The organism is Microcystis sp. (assembly GCF_048564745.1).
GTDB lineage: Bacteria > Cyanobacteriota > Cyanobacteriia > Cyanobacteriales > Microcystaceae > Microcystis > Microcystis ichthyoblabe_A.
Genome location: NZ_JBLZRT010000205.1, coordinates 1 through 23,015, shown reverse-complemented (window position 1 = coordinate 23,015; position 23,015 = coordinate 1). Strand labels below are relative to the sequence as shown.

General features: G+C 43.3%; 20 protein-coding genes. 13 read left to right on the top strand and 7 right to left on the bottom strand.

Translation table 11 applies throughout. The features are described 5' to 3' along the window. Window positions 1–170: 170 nt before the first annotated feature. Window positions 171–383 carry a type II toxin-antitoxin system HicA family toxin gene (locus ACOCD9_RS20925; protein WP_079206058.1) on the bottom strand — a complete coding sequence of 71 codons (213 nt, stop codon included), beginning with the start codon at window positions 381–383 and terminating at the stop codon, window positions 171–173. Continuing rightward, window positions 380–586, bottom strand: a complete 207-nt coding sequence (locus tag ACOCD9_RS20920) for a type II toxin-antitoxin system HicB family antitoxin (protein ID WP_008197619.1) — start codon at window positions 584–586, stop codon at window positions 380–382. The genes ACOCD9_RS20925 and ACOCD9_RS20920 overlap by 4 nt, the downstream gene beginning before the upstream one ends. Before the next feature lie 1,073 nt (window positions 587–1,659). Here ACOCD9_RS20920 and ACOCD9_RS20915 point away from each other — a divergent pair. The 7 genes from ACOCD9_RS20915 (at window position 1,660) to ACOCD9_RS20885 (ending at window position 8,573) form a co-directional block, all read left to right on the top strand. After that, window positions 1,660–2,397 (top strand): septal ring lytic transglycosylase RlpA family protein, encoded by a 738-nt coding sequence (locus ACOCD9_RS20915; RefSeq protein ID WP_419548334.1) that lies wholly within the window; start codon window positions 1,660–1,662, stop codon window positions 2,395–2,397. A 340-nt stretch (window positions 2,398–2,737) separates the two neighbouring features. Continuing rightward, window positions 2,738–3,439: an ABC transporter ATP-binding protein gene (locus tag ACOCD9_RS20910; protein ID WP_287662446.1), complete on the top strand. Its 702-nt coding sequence runs from the start codon at window positions 2,738–2,740 to the stop codon at window positions 3,437–3,439. A 124-nt stretch (window positions 3,440–3,563) separates the two neighbouring features. Continuing rightward, window positions 3,564–5,225: an NAD(P)H-quinone oxidoreductase subunit 4 gene (locus ACOCD9_RS20905; RefSeq protein ID WP_066029950.1), complete on the top strand. Its 1,662-nt coding sequence runs from the start codon at window positions 3,564–3,566 to the stop codon at window positions 5,223–5,225. 156 nt (window positions 5,226–5,381) lie between these two features. After that, window positions 5,382–6,425, top strand: coding sequence for a DNA cytosine methyltransferase (locus tag ACOCD9_RS20900; RefSeq protein WP_287699978.1), 1,044 nt, complete (start codon window positions 5,382–5,384; stop codon window positions 6,423–6,425). A gap of 372 nt (window positions 6,426–6,797) precedes the next feature. After that, complete coding sequence (locus tag ACOCD9_RS20895) at window positions 6,798–7,139, top strand: hypothetical protein (RefSeq protein WP_287699977.1); 342 nt, start codon at window positions 6,798–6,800, stop codon at window positions 7,137–7,139. Between the two features lie 147 nt (window positions 7,140–7,286). After that, window positions 7,287–7,760 carry a tRNA (cytidine(34)-2'-O)-methyltransferase gene (locus tag ACOCD9_RS20890; protein WP_149106574.1) on the top strand — a complete coding sequence of 158 codons (474 nt, stop codon included), beginning with the start codon at window positions 7,287–7,289 and terminating at the stop codon, window positions 7,758–7,760. 225 nt (window positions 7,761–7,985) lie between these two features. After that, a complete protein-coding gene (locus ACOCD9_RS20885; RefSeq protein WP_419548332.1) occupies window positions 7,986–8,573 on the top strand; it encodes a prepilin-type cleavage/methylation domain-containing protein in 588 nt (195 codons plus the stop codon). Window positions 8,574–8,586: 13 nt separating this feature from the next. On the opposite strand, the gene ACOCD9_RS20880 is transcribed toward ACOCD9_RS20885, so the two are convergent. Then, window positions 8,587–8,943: a 4a-hydroxytetrahydrobiopterin dehydratase gene (locus ACOCD9_RS20880; protein ID WP_419548331.1), complete on the bottom strand. Its 357-nt coding sequence runs from the start codon at window positions 8,941–8,943 to the stop codon at window positions 8,587–8,589. Between the two features lie 233 nt (window positions 8,944–9,176). Between ACOCD9_RS20880 and ACOCD9_RS20875 the strand changes: the two genes are divergently transcribed. Next, window positions 9,177–9,773: a ParA family protein gene (locus ACOCD9_RS20875; protein WP_002740297.1), complete on the top strand. Its 597-nt coding sequence runs from the start codon at window positions 9,177–9,179 to the stop codon at window positions 9,771–9,773. A 156-nt stretch (window positions 9,774–9,929) separates the two neighbouring features. Further along, window positions 9,930–11,456, top strand: coding sequence for a ferredoxin:protochlorophyllide reductase (ATP-dependent) subunit B (gene bchB / locus ACOCD9_RS20870; RefSeq protein ID WP_419548329.1), 1,527 nt, complete (start codon window positions 9,930–9,932; stop codon window positions 11,454–11,456). Between the two features lie 46 nt (window positions 11,457–11,502). Here the strand turns inward: bchB and ACOCD9_RS20865 are convergent, their stop codons facing one another. Together ACOCD9_RS20865 and lipA are read right to left on the bottom strand one after the other, a co-directional pair. Beyond that, window positions 11,503–12,630: a class I SAM-dependent methyltransferase gene (locus tag ACOCD9_RS20865; protein ID WP_419548328.1), complete on the bottom strand. Its 1,128-nt coding sequence runs from the start codon at window positions 12,628–12,630 to the stop codon at window positions 11,503–11,505. Between the two features lie 472 nt (window positions 12,631–13,102). Next, window positions 13,103–13,987 carry a lipoyl synthase gene (gene lipA / locus ACOCD9_RS20860; RefSeq protein WP_287703214.1) on the bottom strand — a complete coding sequence of 295 codons (885 nt, stop codon included), beginning with the start codon at window positions 13,985–13,987 and terminating at the stop codon, window positions 13,103–13,105. A gap of 182 nt (window positions 13,988–14,169) precedes the next feature. On the opposite strand from lipA, the gene ACOCD9_RS20855 reads away from it, so the two are divergent. Then, complete coding sequence (locus ACOCD9_RS20855) at window positions 14,170–15,909, top strand: mechanosensitive ion channel family protein (protein WP_419548336.1); 1,740 nt, start codon at window positions 14,170–14,172, stop codon at window positions 15,907–15,909. Between the two features lie 450 nt (window positions 15,910–16,359). Beyond that, on the top strand, window positions 16,360–17,280 hold the full coding sequence (locus tag ACOCD9_RS20850) for a hypothetical protein (RefSeq protein ID WP_419548327.1): 921 nt from the start codon (window positions 16,360–16,362) through the stop codon (window positions 17,278–17,280). Between the two features lie 568 nt (window positions 17,281–17,848). Here ACOCD9_RS20850 and grxD read toward each other — a convergent pair. Together grxD and ACOCD9_RS20840 are read right to left on the bottom strand one after the other, a co-directional pair. Further along, window positions 17,849–18,172 (bottom strand): Grx4 family monothiol glutaredoxin, encoded by a 324-nt coding sequence (gene grxD / locus ACOCD9_RS20845; protein ID WP_002770648.1) that lies wholly within the window; start codon window positions 18,170–18,172, stop codon window positions 17,849–17,851. 87 nt (window positions 18,173–18,259) lie between these two features. Beyond that, on the bottom strand, window positions 18,260–20,224 hold the full coding sequence (locus ACOCD9_RS20840) for a DNA polymerase III subunit gamma/tau (protein WP_419548325.1): 1,965 nt from the start codon (window positions 20,222–20,224) through the stop codon (window positions 18,260–18,262). A 242-nt stretch (window positions 20,225–20,466) separates the two neighbouring features. Between ACOCD9_RS20840 and ACOCD9_RS20835 the strand changes: the two genes are divergently transcribed. After that, on the top strand, window positions 20,467–22,668 hold the full coding sequence (locus tag ACOCD9_RS20835) for a molybdopterin oxidoreductase family protein (RefSeq protein ID WP_287703208.1): 2,202 nt from the start codon (window positions 20,467–20,469) through the stop codon (window positions 22,666–22,668). 53 nt (window positions 22,669–22,721) lie between these two features. Next, window positions 22,722–22,898 carry a hypothetical protein gene (locus ACOCD9_RS20830; RefSeq protein ID WP_287703206.1) on the top strand — a complete coding sequence of 59 codons (177 nt, stop codon included), beginning with the start codon at window positions 22,722–22,724 and terminating at the stop codon, window positions 22,896–22,898. Window positions 22,899–23,015 lie beyond the last annotated feature (117 nt).

Genomic DNA, 23,015 nt, shown 5'->3' with positions numbered 1-23,015 from the left:
AAAATTCCCCAAGCTCCCTCTCTGTCCAGCAATGCTCTAAAGTTGATAAATATCAATCTAACAAAAACTCAAAGCCCTATTGTACAAGCTTTACAAGCATGAGTTGTTGATAGTTTTGCATGACAGGTTCGGTAGAGCCTTATTAAATTGGTGCGTTATGATTATAATACTTAGAGGTCATCTGGAGTTAATCCTGTTAATTTAGCAATTCTTGCTAACATTTTCGGTCCAATTTCATCGCCATCATGGAAAGCAAAAACGACATCATTCCAGCCAGACCTTTCTAAAATTTTATGAGAGCCTGTCTGTCGTTTAATTTTCCAACCTATGCTTTTTAATGCTTTTAAAACTTGTTTGGCTTTCGTTGCTGACCATTGACTCATAGAGCAACAAATGATAAATTTAGGTGATTTTCTGGAAGTTCTCCCTGTTCAAGTTGATCGGCTAAGACACGCAAGGCAAGTGCTTGAACTTTAGCAATAGCTTCCTGTTGACTATTGCCATAGACTAAAACTCCCGGAAGTTCGACGATTTCAGCAATATATCGTCCATCTTCTTCTTGTTCTATTTCAATCTTATAATTCATTTGAGAATTACCTATGGGATGACCTGCTGTCTTGATTATATTAGATTTTATAGCCGCTCTTGTCGGTTGGATTGACCCAAGGAAACCCAACACACATTAGATAGGGTTTGCCGAAAAAGCTTTTCGTGGGGTTAGGAGTCAGTCCCAACGAAAAAATTTTCACCACCACAGATGAAAGAGGTTTCTTTCCCTACACCCCACACCCTACACCCTACACCCTCTTTCCAGTCAGTCCCAACGAAAAAATTTTCACCACCACAGATGAAAGAGGTTTCTTTCCCTACACCCCACACCCTACACCCTCTTTCCAGTCAGTCCCAACGAAAAAATTTTCACCACCACAGATGAAAGAGGTTTCTTTCCCTACACCCCACACCCGTTCGGACCTCGGCCATCTATATATATAGGGTTTGCCGAAAAAGCGTTTCGTGGGGTTAGGAGTCAGTATTCAGATGCGGGTTTTCAGTTCACTGTTCACAGCAAAATACTCCCCACTTCCCCACTTCCCCAATCCCCTATACCTTTTAAACAGGATTTAGTATTAGCCTGTATCAGCATTTCTGATTCTATAGTTAAGTTTGGCTAATAACAGCTTATTTTTAGTTGCTTGTCAATCCCCTATTATAATTTTTAATCTCTGACCTTTAGCCCGATTTGACATTGATCTTAAAAATCTGGTTTTTTGTAGCAAAGATAACAGTTTTATTAACCATTATCTGCTGCTATAGAGGGAAATCGGGGAGGGCTGATAATCCTTGAAAGCCTTGTCAATACTAGCATTATTACCTCTCGAAATTTCACTAATTCCCCAAGTTTTCCTAACCTTGCCCCCCTCTAGGAGACAAAAAATTAAAAAACTTTTATCTTAACTTGGTTTTTAGCGCCAGTCAACCCTTTATTTAAATTTTTGATTCTCTTGCCCGATAACGATATAAATTCTTGTAATGACCAACCAATTTTCCGTGATAGGGTTGAACAGAACGCAACCAAGTTAGCTTTGCAAGCAAAAAGGAATGTTAGCAAATTCCTTCAGCTTTGCATTGGGAACTTGCTAACGCACAATAAGAAAGTCTATGAATAAACAACTGATCAACAAACTACAAGCTGTAACTGCCCTTACCGTAGTGGGGACTACAGCCTCGATAATTTGTTCCCAGACAGCAGGACACAGCAACAGCCTGACGGATATTAGCGTAGGTCGTCAAACTGTTATCGAGTCAACTACTCAAACCGTTCTGTCCGCTTTTTCTAATAGTCGAACATCCGATTCAGATATTAAAGTATCACGTTCGGTTCAAGATAATGCTAACGAAATTCTAAAAACTTTGGAGTCCCTAGTGGACAAAGAAAATACCGTCCCTGCAAGCGTTACACCCCGGACCCAAGAGGCCATTCCTTCCACGGGACAACCCCAATCACAACCCAATCAAGTCAAGCCGGCCCCGGCCAGCAATCCTGCCTCGGTGACACCAGCAGAGAAGCCGAAAACAAGCCCAGCGGTAAAAACCAGCAGTCGCCCCCGTAAAAAGGGAATGGCCTCCTGGTATGGTCCCGGTTTCCATGGTCGTCGCACCGCTAGTGGTGAGACTTTTAACTCTGGTGGTTTAACTGCCGCTCATCGCTATCTACCTTTCGGCACTAGGGTTAGGGTAACTAATCTGCGTAATGGGCGCTCGGTGGTGGTGCGAATTAACGATCGCGGTCCGTTTAGCGGTGGTCGCGTCATCGACCTTTCCAGAGGTGCGGCAGCGATTATCGGTGTCTTCCAATCGGGAGTTGCCCCGGTGGTCTTGGAAGTTTTAGGCAGATAATCAGTGATCAGTTATCAGTAAACAGTAAGCAGTGAAAAGACAGCACTGTTAATGCTACTCAATACCCCTCACTCAATAATGCGTCTTGGAAAATTCAGTACAAATGATCGGGATTCCTCCTTATCCCTGACTTGAAAGAGGGTGTAGGGTGTGGGGTGTGGGGTGTAGGGAAGGAAACCTCTTTCATCTGTGGGGGTGAAAATTTTTTCATCGGGACTGACTAAAAACTCACATCTGATCAGTGATAACTGGTAACTGATAACTGGTAACTGATAACTGATAACTGATAACTGATAACTGATAACTGCTATAGTGATCCTATTGGGATTTGACGGGGTTTATGTTAGAAATTAACGATTTATCGGTTAATTATGGCGGAATAAAGGCATTACAGCAGGTTAGTTTAAGGGTAGAAACGGGGGAAATTGTCACCCTGATTGGAGCGAACGGAGCAGGAAAAACGACGACTCTAAAGACGATATCTCGGATTTTAACAGCAAAGACGGGGCGAATAATCTATCAGGGTCAAGATATTACCCATTTACCGCCCCATGAAATCGTTAAACGGGGAATTGCCCATAGTCCGGAAGGTAGAAGAATCTTAGCTCGTCAAACAGTCTTGACAAATTTGCAGTTAGGTGCTTATACGAGAAGCGATCGCCTAGGAGTAAAAAGCGATATCGAAGAGCAGTGGCAACTTTTTCCCCGACTATCGGAGCGCCGAGAGCAGTTAGCGGGAACCCTAAGCGGTGGGGAACAGCAGATGCTGGCGATCGCCAGAGCTTTAATGAGTCGTCCCAAGTTATTGTTACTAGACGAACCCAGTTTAGGACTAGCGCCGCAGATAGTGCGAGAAATATTCAGTATTATCCGTAAATTAAACGAATCGGGAGTAACTATCCTGTTAGTGGAACAAAACGCCAATTTAGCCCTAGAAACTGCCAATCGCGGCTATGTTTTGGAAGCGGGACGCTTGACTATTGCGGGAGAAGCCGGGGATTTACTCAGGGATGAGCGGGTCAAACAGGCCTATTTGGGTTAATCGATGATGATGCGGCAACTATAGATAAAATCCTATGGTAAAGGTAGGAGAAAAAATATTCACAAAATTTTACAAAGTCGCATAAAATGAACACATAACGAAATAGGTATTTTTTCTTACTGCCATGCTAACGGCTAACTTCCCCTGGCTCACTGCCATCATTTTGCTCCCCTTGCTTGCCTCCTTCCTAATCCCTGTAATCCCCGACAAGGAAGGAAAAACCGTTCGTTGGTTTGCTCTTGGAGTCGGACTAGCAGACTTTATATTAATGTGTTACGTCTTTTTACAAAAATATGATTTAAGCAACCCCAACCTACAATTAGTAGAAAAAATCGATTGGGTTCCCCAAATTGGTTTAAGTTGGGCGGTGTCGGTGGATGGTATCTCGGCACCGTTAGTTTTATTAGCAGGATTGGTGACAACCCTTTCTATCTTGGCCGCGTGGCAAGTGGACCGTAAACCCCGTTTATTCTACTTCCTGATGCTGTTGCTCTACGCCGCTCAGATTGGTGTTTTCGTCGCCCAAGATTTATTATTATTCTTTTTAATGTGGGAAATCGAGTTAATTCCCGTTTATCTACTCGTTTCCATCTGGGGTGGACAAAAACGTCGTTATGCCGCCACTAAATTCTTACTCTACACCGCCGCCGCTTCTATCTTCATCCTCGTTGCCGGTCTAGCCATGGCCCTTTACGGTGGTGGTGCGATGACCTTTGATATGGCGGAATTAGGATTTAAAGATTATCCCCTCGCTTTAGAATTAGTCCTTTACGCCGGTTTATTAATCGCTTTCGGTGTCAAACTCGCTATCTTCCCCCTCCATACTTGGCTCCCCGATGCTCACGGTGAAGCTTCTGCACCTGTATCGATGATTCTCGCTGGTGTTCTCCTTAAAATGGGTGGTTATGGTTTAATCCGTCTTAATATGGGTCTTCTACCCGATGCACACATCTACTTTGCCCCGATTCTAGCGATTCTCGGTGTCGTTAATATTATCTACGGTGCTTTCGCTTCCTTCGGTCAACAAAACATGAAACGCCGTCTCGCTTATTCCTCGGTTTCACACATGGGATTCGTCCTTTTAGGGATTGCTTCCTTTACCGATGTGGGTATTAGCGGTGCTATGTTACAAATGCTCTCCCATGGTTTAATTGCCGCCGTCTTATTCTTCCTTGCTGGTGTCACCTACGACCGCACCCATACCTTAGCTTTAAACGAGATGGGTGGGATTGCCCAAGCGATGCCGAAAGTCTTCGCTCTCTTTACTGCCGGCGCCATGGCTTCCCTAGCTTTACCCGGAATGAGCGGTTTTGCCAGCGAAATTACTGTATTCATCGGTGTCACTAGCAGTGACGTTTATAGCCAAACCTTCCGGGTTGTGACTGTCTTCCTCGCTTCCGTTGGTTTAATCCTCACCCCGATTTATCTACTCTCCATGCTTCGTCAAGTTTTCTACGGAGATGGTTCTTCCTGCGATATTACTAACATTACCCCCAACAAAAGCAACGAACAAGCAGTTTGTTTTGGTACTAGCTGTGTCCTTCCTGACGAATCAGAATATATTGACGCTAAACCCAGAGAAATCTTTATCGCTGTCTCTTTCCTCGCTTTGATTGTCGCTATCGGTTTTTATCCCCAACTGGCTACCCGTATCTACGATGTGAAAACGGTGGCAGTTAACTCGGAAGTGCGTCAAGCTTACACAGAAATCGCCGCTACTCGTCAAAATATCTACGCTGAAACTCAACCCGACGTAAGCGCCAAAGTTGCCAGTATATTCCAATAAATTGGCAAGTCTAAAGTGAATAGGTTATCGGGAGTGGAAATTCTGCTCCTGATTTTTTTTGGCGAGGAGAAAGATGCGAGCATTTATACTAAAATCTAAGGTAGCCGGTTTAATATCGTCTCTGGGATCAAAACAAAAGCTTAGAATAGATAAAATATGTGGACTTTTATTGATTTATTTGCTGGTATAGGAGGATTTAGAATCGCCCTAGAAAATCTCGGTTGTCAATGCGTTTTTTCCTCGGAAATCGATCCTCACTCCCAAAAGGTTTACTTAGCTAACTATGGTCATTTACCCGATAATCAAGACATCAGAAAATTAGAGGTAAAAACTGTCCCCGATCATGATATACTCTGTGGCGGTTTTCCCTGTCAAGCCTTTAGTATCGCCGGCAGAAAACACGGTTTTGAAGATGCACGCGGAACCTTATTTTTTGAAGTTGCCCGGATCCTGCACGAAAAGAAACCGAAAGCTTTTATCTTAGAAAATGTTCAGGGTTTAGTCCACCACGATGGAGGTAAAACTTTAAAAACTATTTTAGATATATTAGAAAAGGATTTGCATTATTTTGTCCCTAGTCCCCAGATTTTAAATGCCAGATATTTTGGGGTTCCTCAAAACCGTCCCCGAATTTTTATCGTCGGTTTTCGAGAAGATTTAAATATTTACCATTTTTCCTATCCTCAACCAACCCATCAAGAAACTTGTCTCAAAGATATCCTAGAAGAAAAGGAAGTCAGCGTTAAATATTATCTCTCTAATCAGTATTTAGAAACTTTGTTTAAACACAAGGCCAGACACCAAAATAAAGGTAATGGGTTCGGTTATGAGATTATTTCTCCCGATGGTATCGCTAATGCTATTGTGGTGGGAGGTATGGGAAAAGAAAGAAATTTAGTTATCGATCAAAGACTGACTAATTTTACTCCCGTTACTCGCATTAAGGGAGAGGTAAATAAATTATTCGTCCGCAGAATGACCCCCAGAGAATGGGCAAGATTACAGGGATTTACCGATAGTTTTCAGATTGTTGTCAGCGATGTCCAAGCTTATAAACAGTTCGGTAATTCTGTGGCCATTCCCGTGGTAAAAGCGGTGGCAAAGGAGGTGATTAAAGCTTTAGATTTATCCAGAGATTCTCAAGAAAATATCAGGGCTAAAGACCTACAGGGGAGACAATTAGAGTTATTGTCAATCTGAGGAACAATAACAATTTTTTCTAGGGGTTTGGGTATATCAAGAATAGTTATTATTGGAACGATACGTTCGCTGTTTAGGCTCAACTCTAACTGGATTAATACTAAATCTGGTTATTAACAACTGATTATTTATTCTCCCTATTGCCTATTGCCTTTTGCCTGTTCTCATACATAGCCCATACTCAACGGATTTAGTATAACAGTGGACTTGTTGCATAATTAATTTTCGAGAGTTCAAAAATGGGAAAAATAGCCATGAGGTAACAATCAAAGAGCAGCAGAGGTGATGGTTTCGCCGGTTGTGCTTGTTAAAGGTATCTTCCTTGTACTACACTTGTAACACCAATAGGTTTAGTATTCGGGAGAAAAAATTATGCGGACAATCACACGCACCACCACTACCGAGATGGAAGTCACCAGCATTCGTCTGGAAAGAGTCCTCAAAGACAAGCTGAAAGAGATTTCCGGCAATCAAGGTTATCAAGCACTCATTCGCGATGTCTTATGGAATTTCGTTCAGCAGAAATCAGGAGATTATCGACCTCAGTTTTGTGCTGGTGATATAAGGGCAGTATTTAACGCTACAGCTAGAAAAAATGAGATTTGCGCTCTCACAGGCAAGTTAATCCCCGCTAATGAAACAATGTTGTTAGGTTTGACTATCTATGGCGATTTAGTCCCGTTGAGTATGGATAGTTATACCAATTTAAAATAAGTTTGACTAGGGTGGGGCAGAATCCGGTATAGTTAGTCCTCACCCAAGGGAAGTGGGAATTATAAATTATAAATTATGAATTATGAATTGAGAGGTGGGGAGTTTTTTGCTGTGAACAGTGAACTGATAACCGATAACTGATAACTGATGACTGAAGCAATTTTACGAGTGGTTTTAATCAATCCGCAAATTCCGCCAAATACGGGTAATATTGCCCGTACCTGCGCCGCAACGAGGACAGAATTGCATTTAGTCGGTCCTTTGGGTTTTGAAATTAGCGATCGCTATCTGAAGCGGGCCGGCTTAGATTATTGGCCCTATGTAAAACTTATGTACCACTTGACAATAGATGATTTCTGTGCATATCAACAAAAGAGCGGCGGACGAGCGATCGGGTTTACCGTGCGCGGCAGCAGCAGTTATGTCCAGTACACCTATCAAAGCGGAGATTGGCTACTTTTTGGCAGTGAAACCGACGGTATTCCGGCAGATTTATTAAATAAGTGCGATGACACGGTTTATATTCCCATGGCAGAACCGGGGGTGAGAAGTTTAAATCTTTCCGTTAGTGTGGCGATCGGATTATTCGAGGCCAGACGACAATTGGGATTTACTCGTTAGCGGGACATTTGGCTATATAAACAGAGCAAATAAACTAAATTGAGCAAAAAATCAGAAAATTGCTTTTATTTAGCTGATTTTTGCCCATATCAGAAAAAATAGTGATCGCAGTCAATCTTGTCCGTAATAACAGCAAGAAATTATGTGGATTATCCTAGAGCAAATTAATTGTTGCTCCTTTGTAATTACATAATTTATTGAAAATAAAAAGGCAAGATGAGGCTCATGAATATCTTCGACCTTTCTCGAAAACATTTTGGCAATCTACAGCTTTTTCATCGGCAAAAATCCACCTCTGGCTTAACTCAAGTCGAGATGTTAGTTACCTTAATTTTATTAGGAATTCTCTTAACCATTGCCCTTTCTGTTTATCAGCGTTTAATGGCTTGGATTCGCTTAAATATCGCCACCTTTGAAATATCACAGCAGTGGAAAAATACCCGTTACCAAGCCATGGGAGAAGGTTCTTATCCCCTATCTTTGTGCATGGCAGCAAGTGAAACCGAACAGATTAAAGTGGCCAAAGTGCAGGGGGACGAATGTGAAAATGTCACCGAATGGACTCCCATCACTCGCGGTGTTAGCATCGATACTAATAATTCTACCCTACGCCGAGTTAGTGGACCTGTGGGTAATCAAGGTACAATTTATCGCGCTAGTTGGGCCGATACAAGGGGGGGGTTAGGAGGTTCTTGGGGACAGTTAGGCAGAATTACTTTAGTTGCTTCGGGTACACCCGACAAACGCTGTTTATTTTTATTCCGTGTTGATGGTAGTTGGGATATTCGTCAAGATGATAGATGTGTGGGTTAAAGCTGATTTAAAACTAGGGAATCAGACGATCGATTTGTTGAGCTAAATCAAAATCTAAGTTACTCAAACCTCCCACGTCATGGGTAGTGAGGGAAAGAGTAACGCGATTGTAATTGATGGTAATATCAGGATGATGACCTAGTAATTCAGCCGGAGTAACTAAGCGATTAACAAAAGTGATCGCTTCGATAAAATTGTTAAATTTAAAAGTTTTTTCAATCCGTTGATCTCGTAACTGCCAACCCGGGATAGTCTGTAATTGTTGAGAGATTTCTCGAGCGGATAAACGAGTAGCGGGTAAAGAGAGGACTAATTGACCAGTTAACCCAATCATGAAAGCGATCGCTATTGCTAAGAATTGCTTCAACATTGAAGACGCTCCCGTAGTTGTGGTGAGCAGAAAAAGTGATCGATCGGGAGAGCATAAGCCCAAAATCTAACATAAAATCCAACATTAAGAAACACATTACACCAAAATATCGAGAGAGCCAGGCTCAAAAATCTAGAATCCTGACTGATAGCCTTTCTGCGGGGAAACTTAAACGGTTTTCAGTCCGTCTGGGATTACACTAGAAAATACTCACTTATTCGATCGAGCCGTTCATGATTATTTCCGTCGTAGCACTGAAGGGAGGGGTCGGGAAAACCACCACATCGATTCATCTGGCCGCCTATTTTCAAGAAAAAGCGCCCACCTTATTGATTGATGCGGATAAAAATCGTTCGGCTCTCCATTGGTCCCGGGAAGATACCCTTCCTTTTATGGTAGCGTCCCAAGCTGGAGCGACGGGACTGGTGAAACAATACACTCATATTATTGTCGATACCCAGGCCCGGCCAGAGCCAGACGAGTTAAAAGATTTAGCTCAGGGCAGCGATTTATTAATCTTACCCACCACTCCCAATCATCTCGATATCGATGTCACCATTAAAGCGGCAGAATTGCTGTCCACGATGACCGATAATTATCGAGTTCTGTTAACCCAAGTGGATTCACGGACAAAAACAGGACGGGAAGCGCGGAAAGCTCTAGAAGAAGCGAAATTACCGCTATTTAAGCGAGAAATTCCCCGTTTAGTTGCTTTTGAACGAGCGGCCGAAAAGGGAGTCATCGTCAAAGATTATCCCGACCCCCGGTCGAATTTCGGTTGGCTTTGTTACCAAGCGGTCGGTAAAGAAATTTTTGCCCTAATGACATAAATTGTTAAAAAAGTTAACATTAATATTTGTGTCATTTTTCCCCGAAAAGATACTTAATCTGCATGGGGACTTTTTGTAATCTTCCGTTAAGTGTTCACTCCTAAATCCGTAAAGTCTGAGACAATCAAAAAAAGTCTGACTGTAGGAGAACCCTCTATGAAATTGGCCTATTGGATGTATGCGGGTCCCGCTCATATTGGCACTTTAAGGATCGCCAGTTCCTTTAAAAATGTTCATGCTATCATGCACGCTCCTCTGGGAGACGATTATTTTAACGTCATGCGCTCGATGTTGGAAAGGGAGCGTAATTTTACCCCCGTCACTGCTAGTATTGTCGATCGTAATGTTTTAGCCCGGGGTTCCCAAGAAAAAGTCGTCGATAATATTGTTCGCAAAGATCGCGAAGAAAGTCCCGATTTAATCGTTTTAACCCCCACCTGTACCTCCAGCATTCTCCAAGAGGACTTACAAAACTTTGTCGAAAGAGCGCGACAGGATGCCGAGGGGGATGTGCTGCTGGCCGATGTTAACCACTATCGCTATAATGAACTACAAGCGGCCGATAAAACCCTCTATCAAATTATCAAATATTATCTCGATAAGGCCCAGAGAAAAGGGGAAATTATCTCGGAGAAAACCCCTAAACCTTCGGTTAATATTATCGGTATTACCACCCTCGGTTTCCATAACCAACATGATCGCACAGAATTAAAGCGGTTAATGGCAGATTTGGACATTGAAGTTAATGAAATTCTCCCTGAAGCTGCTTCGGTGGAAAACTTAAAAAATCTGCCCCGCGCTTGGTTTAATCTGGTTCCCTATCGAGAAGTGGGATTAATGACAGCCAAATATCTCGAAAGTGAATTCGCCATGCCCTACGTTGATATTACCCCCATGGGAGTAGTGGAAACAGCCCGCTGTATTCGCAAAATTCAAGAGGTAATTAATGGCCAAGGTGCGGCAGTAGATTACGAAGATTTTATCAATGAACAAACTCTGCATATCTCCCAAGCTGCTTGGTTTTCTCGTTCCATTGACTGTCAGAATTTAACGGGGAAAAAAGCGGTGGTTTTTGGTGATAATACCCACGCAGCCGCTATGACAAAAATTCTCGCCAGGGAGATGGGAATTCATGTGGTTTTAGCGGGGACTTATTGTAAGTATGATGCGGATTGGTTCCGGGAACAAGTGAGTGAATATTGCGATGAAGTGTTAATTAGTGATGATAATGGGGCGATAGGGGATGCTATTGCTCGATTAGAACCAGCGGCGATATTTGGTACTCAAATGGAACGTCACGTCGGCAAACGTTTAGATATTCCCTGTGGAGTAATTGCCGCACCTATTCATATCCAAAATTTCCCCCTCGGTTATAAACCTTTCTTAGGTTACGAAGGCACTAATCAGATCGCCGATTTGGTCTATAATTCCTTTACTTTGGGTATGGAAGATCACCTATTAGAGATATTCGGTGGTCATGATACCAAAGAGGTAATTACTAAAGGTATTTCGGCAGATTCTGACCTAAATTGGAATAAGGAAGCTACGGTAGAATTGCAGAAAATACCCGGTTTTGTGCGCGGGAAAGTCAAACGAAATACCGAAAAATTTGCCCGGGAGCGAGGTATTGGTGAAATAACTTTAGAGGTAATGTATGCGGCTAAAGAATCCGTAGGAGCTTAATTATTTTTGGGGCTGAAAGTTAACAGCATTCAGCCCTATTTTTTAGTTATCTACTTAATCCCTTAAGTATTCTTTCCTCTACTTCTTTTCCCTGAATTAACACTCCAAATCCTCCTAAACCAGTGGGATTGATTAATTGATGTAAGGCATCTCGGCGCTGAAATATAGTTGATATATCGATTTTTCCTTGAGAAAGTTGATTTAATCTATCCCCTAATCCTAAAGCCATTAAAAATAATCCTTGCTGAGTAAAACCGAGATTTTTTAAGCCTAATTTCTCCCCTTGACGTTGTAAAGCAGTAAAATCCACATGAGTGGTAATATCTTGTTCTCCTACCCACAAATAAGGATGATCATGACGCTGGTGTTGTCGATAACATTGTAGGGTTCCTTGACTTCTTTGGGGATGATAATATTTTTCGGCAGTGTAACCGTAATCTATGGTTAAGATATAACCTCGATCGAGTTTCCGATTAACCGTTTCTAACCAGTCTAAAGCTAATAAGTTTACCTCGGTTTGATAACCCTCCGGATAAAGTGGGGAGGGAATATTTATCCCCACTAAATCAAAATAGTCTTTGATTCTGTCGGTGGATAAATCTGCGATAATCTCCTGAAAAGGTTCCCCCAATCCCAGATAAATTTCTCGTAATTCTCCCGACTCGATCACAACTCGATGGACAGGAAAAGCATCGATTAACTCATTACTAAACACACAACCCACAAGGGAATTATCGGCTAAATTCGGCCAACTTTGCCAAGATACCGGGGAATATCCCGCTAAAGTTGCCCTTTGTCTTTCCCTGAGTTTCTGAGATTGTTCGATAATTATATAACTGAGATTTTCATAAAAATCAGCATAGCTATGACTTAAATAATCAAGGATATCTTTCGCTAAAATTCCCGAACCTGCTCCCACTTCCACTAAAGTAAATCCAGGCGAATTGCCCAAAAATTCCGCCATCTCGACAAATTGCTCTGCCAACAATTGGCCAAAATCTGCCCCTAGGGACGAGGAAGTAAAAAAATCTCCTTTTGAGCCAATTTCTACTTTTCCAGAGGTGTAATAGCCATAATCAGGGTGATAGAGAGCTAAATCCATCCAGCGATCGAAGCTAATTCGACCCGCCGCTGATTGTTTAATTTCCTCTAGGATGATTGCTTCTAAATTCATTTTGATCAGGGAATTATGAATTATGAATTATGAATTATGAAATGGGAAGTGGGAATTAGGAATTATGAAATGGGAAGTGGGAATTAGGAAGTGGGAATTAGGAAGGGTGCATCTAACATTTGCAAAAATACCGACAATCAGCAATTATCAGTGACTCTTAAATTATTACAGACGTATCAGCAGCTGCGTGTAAGCATCCCACCGAAAAACTAATGCGCGGGGGGTTTGGGGGCGGCACTTCGACACGCTCAGTGACCGCGCCACGCCCCCAACGGGGGGTTTGGGGGGTAGAACCCCCCAAAGGCTTGGATTGAGTGATAAAATCGAAAGTAACGCCCAATTTTAGCCGAGAGTTTCCCCGTAAAAATCCCAACTTGGTAGATTTACAAAAATGAGATGCACCCATTAGGGATTAGGAAGTGGGAAGAATCAATAAAAATAATCTCCTGACTGCTGATAACTGATCACTGATTTACTCTCCCGCATGATAGGAACTGCGGACTAGAGGGCCGGATCTAACTTGGGAAAAACCCATTTTTTGGGCAATTTCTCCCAACTCGCTAAATTCTGCGGGAGTCCAATATTTCTGTACGAGCAAATGTTCCAGAGAAGGACGCATATATTGACCAATAGTAACTCGATCGCAGTCGATCGCGCGTAAATCTGCCAAAGTCTCGATAATTTCCTCTTTTGTCTCACCGTGACCGACCATTAAGCCAGATTTCGTCGGAATTGAGCGATCGATTTCCTTAACATAACGCAAAACCGCCAAAGAGCGATCATATTTAGCCCCGCGTCTAACTGGTCCTTGCAAACGGCGCACCGTCTCGATATTGTGATTGTAACAGGCAGGTTTTGCCCCCACCACCGTCGCCACCCGTTCCTGTTGACTTCCCTTACCTCCGGCAAAATCCGGGGTTAACACTTCAATTAAAGTGTGAGGATTGAGTTCGCGAATGGCCGTCATCGTCCGGACAAACCAACCGGCCCCACCGTCTTCAATATCATCTCTAGCTACAGAAGTCAAGACAACGTAACTTAAATTTAACAATTGCACCGCTTCGGCTACTTTTTGCGGTTCCTCCACATCGAGAGGCATGGGTGCATGACCCTTATCCACTTGACAAAAACCACAGGACCTGGTACAAGTGGGACCCATCAACAAAAAAGTCGCCGTACCTTGGGCATAACATTCGCCGCGATTGGGACAGCGACCCTCCTCGCAGATAGTATGAATGTTCCTTTGTTTGATAATGCGCTGAACCGTGGAAATTTCGCTAGATTTGCCGAGTGAACGCCGTAACCAAGGAGGTAAAGAGGTTATTTCCTCGCGCCACTGTGGGGGTATATTGGACATGAGAAGTTAACTAATGTTGGGGGTTGGGGATTCCAGTTATCAGTAATCAGTGGGGAGAGGGGACAAGGGAGAGAGACGACCGACTCCCCAAAACGAAAACTTTTGATCTCACCCTTAAGATAACTGCCATAAGCTGAGAAAGCGGGTAAAGATCATTGTTAATCAAAAAGGAAACTTGGGCAATGGGACGACGGCAACGGAGAAAAATTTTCAATCTGGTCATTCAAGGATTGGCGGGTTGCCTCTTGGTTAGTATATTTGTTCTTAATTCCCTGCCATCCCTAGCCCAAAATTTTCTAGTTCCATTTGCATCTCCCACGGGAACAAGGATTTTTGTAGCCGGGGATATAGAATATGCTTCCGTGCATCTAGATGGATTTGCCTTATTTCAGATTGCCTCCCAAGATTTTACCGCTTCTGAAGCCCGGGAACTCTCCCCGGTAGAAAGACGGGCTAGCCGCATTGAAAGGGGCTTAAATAATATTATCAATCGGGGTTTCGATCCGACAACCCTGCAAGTAAGTACGGCGACTCTCAATAATTTAACCGTGATTGTGGCCAAGGATAACCAGAATTTACCGCAACAGGTAATTCTGACAGTAACAGAAGTTGATGCCCTGATCGATTCTTCTTCGGTTGGCGATTTAGCGGACAGATGGGTTAAAATCATCCAAACAGCTTTGCTCCAAGCTTGGCAAGAACGTCAGCCCGCCCCTCGTCGGCAACAGGTAATGACTGCCACTATAATTATTTTGGGGCTAACTTTCTTAAGCTGGGTATCAATTTGGTGGCAGAAACACCTAAGAAATCGCTTCAATCTCCTCAAAAAACAAGCTAAAAGGCAATCAGATCAAAATTTACCCATAAATTCCCCCCCCAGAAAAGATCGCTCCCAAGAACCGATTTTAGCCTCTCTAGAAGATTCCTCTAATTTCCGTCAACAGGCTGATATTCAGCGACAACTGACGTTAAATATTCTCTGGAAAAGACTGGCTCTTATTGGACTGATACTGCTTTGGTTTGGCGGAATAGCGGCGATTTTGTATGTATTTCCCGAAACTAGGCTAGAAGGACGCGGAATAATCCGTATTCCTTTACAGATTTTTATCATCTGGTTGCTGATGACATCAGTGAGCAATATGGTTAATCTCTACGTTAATTCCAGACTACGCGAGTGGGTAGAGGAAGGAGCGGTTTTTTCGGAAAATTTGGAAAGGAGGATTCTGCGCGCTCCCACTTTATTAGAAGTTTGGCGAGAAATTATCACATTTATCGCTATTTTTCTGGGAATTTTGGTTTTTTTGAGTTGGATGGGCCTTTCTTTCGCCTTTTTACTCACGGGAGCCGGTTTAGTGGGAGCATTGCTCACCTTTGCCTTTCAGGATCTTTTAAAAGATTGGATTAACGGTTTTCTAATTATCTTTGAAGACCAATACACTGTCGGTGATATGATCCAGTTTCAGGAGTTTATCGGTTTGGTGGAAAATATGAGTTTGCGAGCGACTCAATTGCGGGCTGCCGATGGACGTTTAATCACTATTGCCCATAACCAAATTATTAGCGCACACAACCTCAGTAAAGATTGGGCGCGGGTCAATTTTACCATTGAAGTCGCCTATCAGACCGAGCCAGATGTGGCGATCTCTTTAATGGCAGCCATCGCTGAAAATATGGCTGTAGATCCACAATGGCAAGAAGACATCATCAATCCTGTGCAGGTTGCTGGTGTCAGTCGGGTTTCTCACATGGGAATGGAAATTATGCTCAGAATTGTCGTCAAAAGATTACGACAATGGGACATAGAAAGAGAGTATCGTCGTCGTCTCAAGATTGCTTTTGAGGAGAAGGGAATTCACATCGGTATCCCCCAACAAAGTTTCCTCATAGCAAAAGATAGAGAACAATTCAAGGGACAGTTTTAAAGGGGAGCGACTCTCTCCCACTTATGGTGATAACCTATTGAAAAATGGCGTTTTGGGGTTGTTATGTCCTTAAATGTAAAGTTTTGTTAGGAGATTCAATGTTTCTGGGAAAGTGGGTTAGAATCGAGTTGTGTTAGGTCTGGGGTATTCTATCTAAAGGACGAGAACTTTTTGCCCCTATTCCTCTGTTTCCCAAAGCTCCTCAGCCTTGTTTTGTCTCTAACCTAGCCCGAGAATATTTCTAGGAACGGATTTAGTTTTCTCGCATTTGCTCTTTGACTTGCCACCCCCGATTGACCTAGACTTCACTGAGATGTGTCAGGCAGTCAGGGTTGAATGACCAACTGGTTGAGGCAAGGAGTAAGCAGGATTAGGTAGTGGGGGAATTGGTGCAGGTGATGCGGGGTGTGGTGTGAATATTTAAGTGAGTACACAAGGAAGGAGTTAACTATGTCTGACAAGAATAATGAGCCTAAAGATAGCTTGGATAAAATAAGTATAGGTGTCTCATCTTTATCGACATTTGTTTTAATGATTATTGCCATTCTCAATGGGTTTATAGGATATCAGACTTCTCAGCTGCAACAGAAAACCGAAAATATTGAGAATCAATTAGAAGGATTTAAAACCAACATTCAAACGGCAGAATTAATTCAAAAATTGATTGGAGATTTACAAAGCCCTCAATTAAAAAAAGATATCGCTTTAATTGCTTTGAATCGGACGATAGCTGACAATGATGAAAGCTCTAAGCAGATGATTGCTGAGATAGCAACGCAAATTTATAGATCAAGATTTAAAGAGTTAATGTCTAAACCCTCAAATACAGATCAAGAATTTATAGGACAAACACCAGAGTTTCAAGATACTTTTACGGCTCTTATGATTATTGGCGAAAGGGATCCGAATCAAGCTAATGGGATTATTAAAGAGCTTAGAAAACTTCAAGAAGGCTACAAAAATAGCAAGGATCCTAGAGAGAAAATTGTTGAACAAATAACTAAAAATTTTGATTTTGTTGTTGATATTTACTATAACGAGAACGAGAAAGAAGTGAATAAATTTAAGCAATATCTACAGGGCAAAAATTACACAATTAGTTTAAACCCGATTAAAAAAGAAAATGTTCAAAATACATATTCTTTAAAGAATGATCAGCCAATCAGTAGGATCAAATATTTTCATGCTGGGGATAGAGAACGAGCTAAAAATCTAGAGGAACTCACTCAAAGTTATGTGAATAATAATAAAAACATAAATTTACCTAAAGACCTACTAGAATCGGATCTACTAGAATTACTGGACTGGAATGCTCCTAATGGGAAGATTGAAATTTGGGTTTATTTCCCTCCAACTCCATCAACTCCATAAACTGACTGCCGCCCTCATTTGGTCGTGTACGAAGGTACTTGGAAGTAACCGTAAAAAAACGGCTCTTCTTGTTTCTGTGTGGAAAGAAGAAGAATAGGGATAATTTTTCGGAAATATAGTCTTCAAAGCCTTGCCTAGCAAGACTCCTACGAATGATAAGCACTGATTATCACACAGCGTCGAGAATATCCGAATGTGCAAGGCTGGCGACTGAAATTGACAGCGTAATTCGGGATTCCCCTTTTTTCTAGGTCGTTGCTTAGAGCGCGTTTTCACCGACTCACCTCTGATTTCTTCTCGTTATTTTACCGTTTTTTACTATCTTCCTTTTGGATTATCAGGTACTCTTTATAATTAAGCCTCTTGCTTAAGTTGACACCAATGATCGTGGTCAGTGAGTTTATCGAACTGCGTCGGACAAAAATGTCATATAGATATTTCTACAAAACTGAGATGTACCCAACAGTCTTAAGTAGAAAATTGCCGTCTTTTCACTGATTACTGATCACTGATTACTGTTTGGTAGATTTAAACTAGGTTAGGATAGCTAACCTAACCTAGAAAATTTTTAGGAAGCTAAGGCTACCTCGACTATTTGTTGTAGTTCCCCATTTTGATAGAGTTCGATCATAATGTCGGAACCGCCAATAAATTCACCGTTGATATAGACTTGGGGAATAGTCGGCCAATTGGAATACTCCTTAACTCCTTGTCTTAACTCCTGATCTTGGAGAATATCGACAGTTTCGTAGGAAACCCCCAGAATATTGAGAATTTGTATGACGTTATTCGAGAAACCACACTGAGGCATTAATTTATTGCCCTTCATGAACACAAGAACTTTGTTATTCTGAACTAATTGATCGATTCTGTCCTTAGTTTCGGGTGTCATAGGTCTAGTAGCTAGAATTTGAGCAAGAATAGCCAATCCTGAGACGTGGCATATCCTATCAGTTTAGCACAAGCCGTTGAGATAGCCTTAAAAAGGAAGGTCTTCGTCCTCCTCCAAACTCTCTAAAATTTCGTTAACATCAGGTCTCCCGCGCACGATAGTCATATTTTCCAGAGACTTATTAACTTTAGTTTCTACGGCCGAATTTTCTGGCAGTGAATAACCCATATTGACCACTTCACCATCAAAAGATTTCGCTAACTTTTGAGCGGCCGCCAAAATTTCACTAATATCTAGATCTTGATCTAATGTCTCTAAAGATGAATCAAAATTTAAGATTTTTTGGGGCAGTTCTGTGCTAGGAGTTTTTGGGGTTCCCGATGCAGTGATCTTTGCTTCTTTTTTATCGATAATTGCTTCTTTGACCGGGGGAATATCCACCACGGTCATAACTTTATTTTCGGGAGTTATTGGTGGAGTTGCTGCGGTTTCTGGTGGTGGTTGTATCCTAGCCGCCGGGGATTGGGAAACTTCCGCAGCCATGGCAGCAGTGGCGGAACCTACCTGTAAATGAACTTTAATCCGGCGCTGAAAAACTGCCTCGAAAGCTGACTCAATATTAGTCAAGCGCAGCCGGGCCATTTTTAATAATTGTTCCGAAGATATGCTTAAATAAGCACTCGATTCTTCCATATTAAAAAGACTGCCATGCTGACGTAGGAGAGTGCGAGTAGTGGGGGGTTCCATTACTTCTAAAACCTGCTGCCAAATTTGTTCATTATTGTCATCACTAGCAACAGTTTTAACCTCAGTTTTCGGCACTGCGACGCTAGTTGTCGGGGTAATAACTGGCGGTTTTATCGGTTCATTAACCGGCGCCGGCGCTGTGATCACTTCAGGGGGCCTCTCGGCGCTGGTTTGGGGACGGGAAGGCGCTGCCGTGGCAACTAGAGGAATCACCTGTGCTTGCGGTAACAGTCCTAATAGAGTGACTTCTAACCAGAGACGGGGTTGAGTGGTGTTTTTTAGTTGTGTTTCGCTGTCTTTAAGAAGTTGTTGACCGCGGAGAATTTCCTCTAAAGACCAAGTACGCGCTTCCGTACATAATTCCTGCCAAGTGGGAGCGGTGACAGCCACCATTTCTGGACGATTAGGGGCAGTTTTGGCTAAAAGTAGGTTTAAATAGAATCCCGCTAGATTTTGCAAGACGATTAAAGGTTCCTTCCCGCGATTCATCAGATGGCGACATTGTTCGATAACTTGATCGGGAATATTGCCATGAATGACTTTAAGTAGGGTTAAGAGGTCTCTTTCGGGGACTGCACCGACCAAATCCCAGACTCGCTCGGCCGTAATCGTTCCTGCGAGTAAACTTAATTGATCGAGGAGACTTTCGGCATCGCGTAAACCACCGTTAGCGATCTGAGCCACTAGGGTTAATGCTTCTAGGTTAATATCGATCGCTTCTACTTGGGCGATTTTTTGCAGGTGTGCCACCATGGCATCGAGAGCAATACGGCGATAATCAAAGCGTTGACAACGGGAGATGATAGTAGGCAAGACACGCTGAGGATCGGTGGTAGCAAGCACGAAAATCACTCGATCTGGCGGTTCTTCTAGAGTTTTCAGCAAAGCATTAAAGGCCGCCGTACTGAGCATATGGCATTCATCGATGACATAGACTTTATAACGACATTGGACGGGGGCAAATTGCGATCGCTCGATAATTTCCCGAATGTTATCCACACCGGTATTACTAGCGGCATCAATTTCGATCACGTCTAGGGCCGAACCATTGGCGATCGCTTGACAGACGGAACATTTACCGCAGGGAATCGGTGTCGGATGGTCACTAGACAGACAGTTGAGGGATTTGGCTAAAATTCGCGCCGAGGAGGTTTTCCCCGTGCCTCTGGGTCCAGTAAATAGGTATGCAGGAGCGATTCGCTCACTGATTAAGGCATTACTCAGGGTCGTGGCGATCGCTGATTGTCCCACCAAATCGGCAAAGGTTTGGGGACGATACTTATGATGTAGAGGTTCGTAGGTCATGACTGGCTGAAAACTTTTTCCGCACCCTAGAGACTACTATTATCCTATCCCGATTCTTTTTCAACACGAGAACAAGTGTATGCTTTTGATCTAGCCAGTTGTAATGCGCGATTTGCATCACAAGAATGGCAATTTAGCTAAGGCTTCTAATAAATTGTATTAATAACTACAATTTGGCCGAGAAAACCTGACGACTATCTTAGTATGCCTAAAGACAGCGCCACTAATCAGACCAACTGCTTATGACTGAATCTACAAAAACCCAATGTCCTTACTGTGGAGTAGGTTGTGGTTTGACAGTCACCCCCCCCGCGTCGGCCGGACAAGCATGGAAAGTCTTCGGGGACAAGTCCCACCCCTCCAGTCAAGGTATGGTCTGTGTTAAAGGGGCCACCGTAGCGGAATCAATCGATAAAAATCGCCTCAAAACCCCGATGATCCGCGATTCCCTCCAAGATCAATTCCGTCTTTGTACTTGGGAAGAAGCCCTCGATCGCATCGTTAACCGCATCCAAACTTTAATCGCTCAGGGGGAAAAGGAAAGTATCTGTCTATACGGTTCGGGACAATTTCACACCGAAGATTACTACATCGCCCAAAAACTGGTCAAAGGCTGTCTGGGAGTCAATAACTTTGATGCTAATTCCCGTCTCTGTATGTCCTCGGCCGTGGCCGCTTATCGGGACAGTTTCGGATCCGACGGTCCCCCCTGCTGTTACGATGACCTAGAATTAACCGATTGTGCCTTTTTGGTGGGGACAAATACGGCCGAATGTCACCCCATCATCTTTAACCGTCTGCACAAGTATCTCAAACGCAACCAACAAGCGAAATTAATCGTCGTCGATCCCCGCAGGACAAAAACCGCCGAGGCCGCTAATCTCCACCTCGCCATTAACCCGGGGACCGATATTGACCTATTTAACGGTATTGCTCACCTGTTACTGAATTGGGGGGCGATCGATACCTATTTTATCGATAAATGTACCCGGGATTTCCGCAAATACGCCGAAATTATCCGCCATTATCCCCCCGAAATAGTCGCCCCTAAATGCGGTATCCCCATTGAGGATTTAGAACAGGCTGCCCGCTACTGGGCCGAATCGAAAAGAGTGCTTTCCCTCTGGTCGATGGGTATTAATCAATCTAGCGAAGGCACGGCCAAAGCCCGCACTTTAATCAATTTACACCTAATGACGGCTAATATCGGTAAGCCCGGGGCCGGTCCTTTTTCCCTAACCGGACAACCCAACGCCATGGGAGGAAGGGAAGCCGGCGGCCTCTGCCATCTTCTCCCCGGTTATCGTTCCGTCAAAAATCCCCAACACCGGGCCGAAGTGGAACAAGCTTGGGGTTTACCCGCCGGTCGGATTTCTCCCGTCCCCGGTCGCGACGCTTGGAGTATGATTACTGGTTTGGAGACGGGAGAGGTGAAATTGCTTTGGATTGCCGCCACTAATCCGGCTGTTAGTATGCCTGATCTAAAACGCACCCAGGCGGCCCTGTTAAAATCACCTTTTACTGTTTATCAGGATGCCTACTATCCCACAGAAACCAGCGCCTACGCTCATTTATTACTGCCAGCGGCCCAATGGGGTGAAAAAACCGGAACAATGACCAATTCTGAGCGTATGGTGACTTTAAATAAGGCTTTTCGTCCTCCCGTCGGTCAAGCTCAGGCCGATTGGCAAATTTTTGCCGAAGTTGGTCGCCGTTTGGGTTTTCAGGCACAATTTAATTTTAAGGATTCGGCCGAGGTACATTCCGAGTTTATCCGGTTGACATATAAACGTCCTTGTGATATGACGGCGATTAATTATGATCGCCTGGCCGAGACTCCCCGACCGTGGCCCGATTCCATCGATGAAATTTCCGCCCCTAAAACCGCTAATTCTGGGGAATTACTAGGGAATTTAGTTAAAGATGAAAATAAAAGCGAAAAAACAGCCGCAAAACGCCTTTATACCGATGGTAAATTTAATACTGCCGATGGTCGTGCTGTTTTCGCCGCTTACCACAGTAAAGGTCTAGCGGAACCCCCGGACGATGATTATCCCCTAGTTTTGACCGTGGGGCGTTTGTACGGTCACTGGCACACCCAAACCCGCACCGGCCGCATCGAGAAAATTGTCAAAATGCACCCCGCACCTTTTCTGGAAATTCATCCCCAAGATGCGGCAAAATTGGGCATAGAAGCTGGGGAATGGGTGGAGGTGCGTTCCCGTCGCGGTTCTGCCCGTTTTCCCGCTTTAATTACCAAAGCAATTGCTCCTAATTGTGTCTTTGTGCCGATGCACTGGGGGGCTTTATGGGCAGAAAATGCTGAGGCCAATAGTCTCACCCATTCGGCCGCTTGTCCGATTTCCCTGCAACCAGAATTAAAAGCTTGTGCCGTCAAATTAATCCCGATCAAGTCTTTAGTTAATGCCGAATTAAGTAGGTAGGCGAAAAAACTTATAAAATAGTAGAGAACCCTTTGTGGAGGAGGAATCAAACCTTGCCAGCCCCTCTAAAAATTGATTTAAGTGAAGAAGAAGACAAAAACCTGCTAGAACTGCAAAAACTTGCAGGAATTCCTTATAGGGTCAAGGAGAGAGCCGAAATCATTCGACTTAGGCATTATGGATGGTCAGTGGAGAAGATAACCCAATATAGCAAAGAGCGGGATAGTTAGGACATAATAGAGAAAAAGAAATGAGGAGAAGCTTTCATGGCAGCACCCTATAGTGATGATTTAAGACAGAAAGCAGTGAGTGCCGTAGAGCGAGGGGAGAAAAAAAGCCATGTCTGT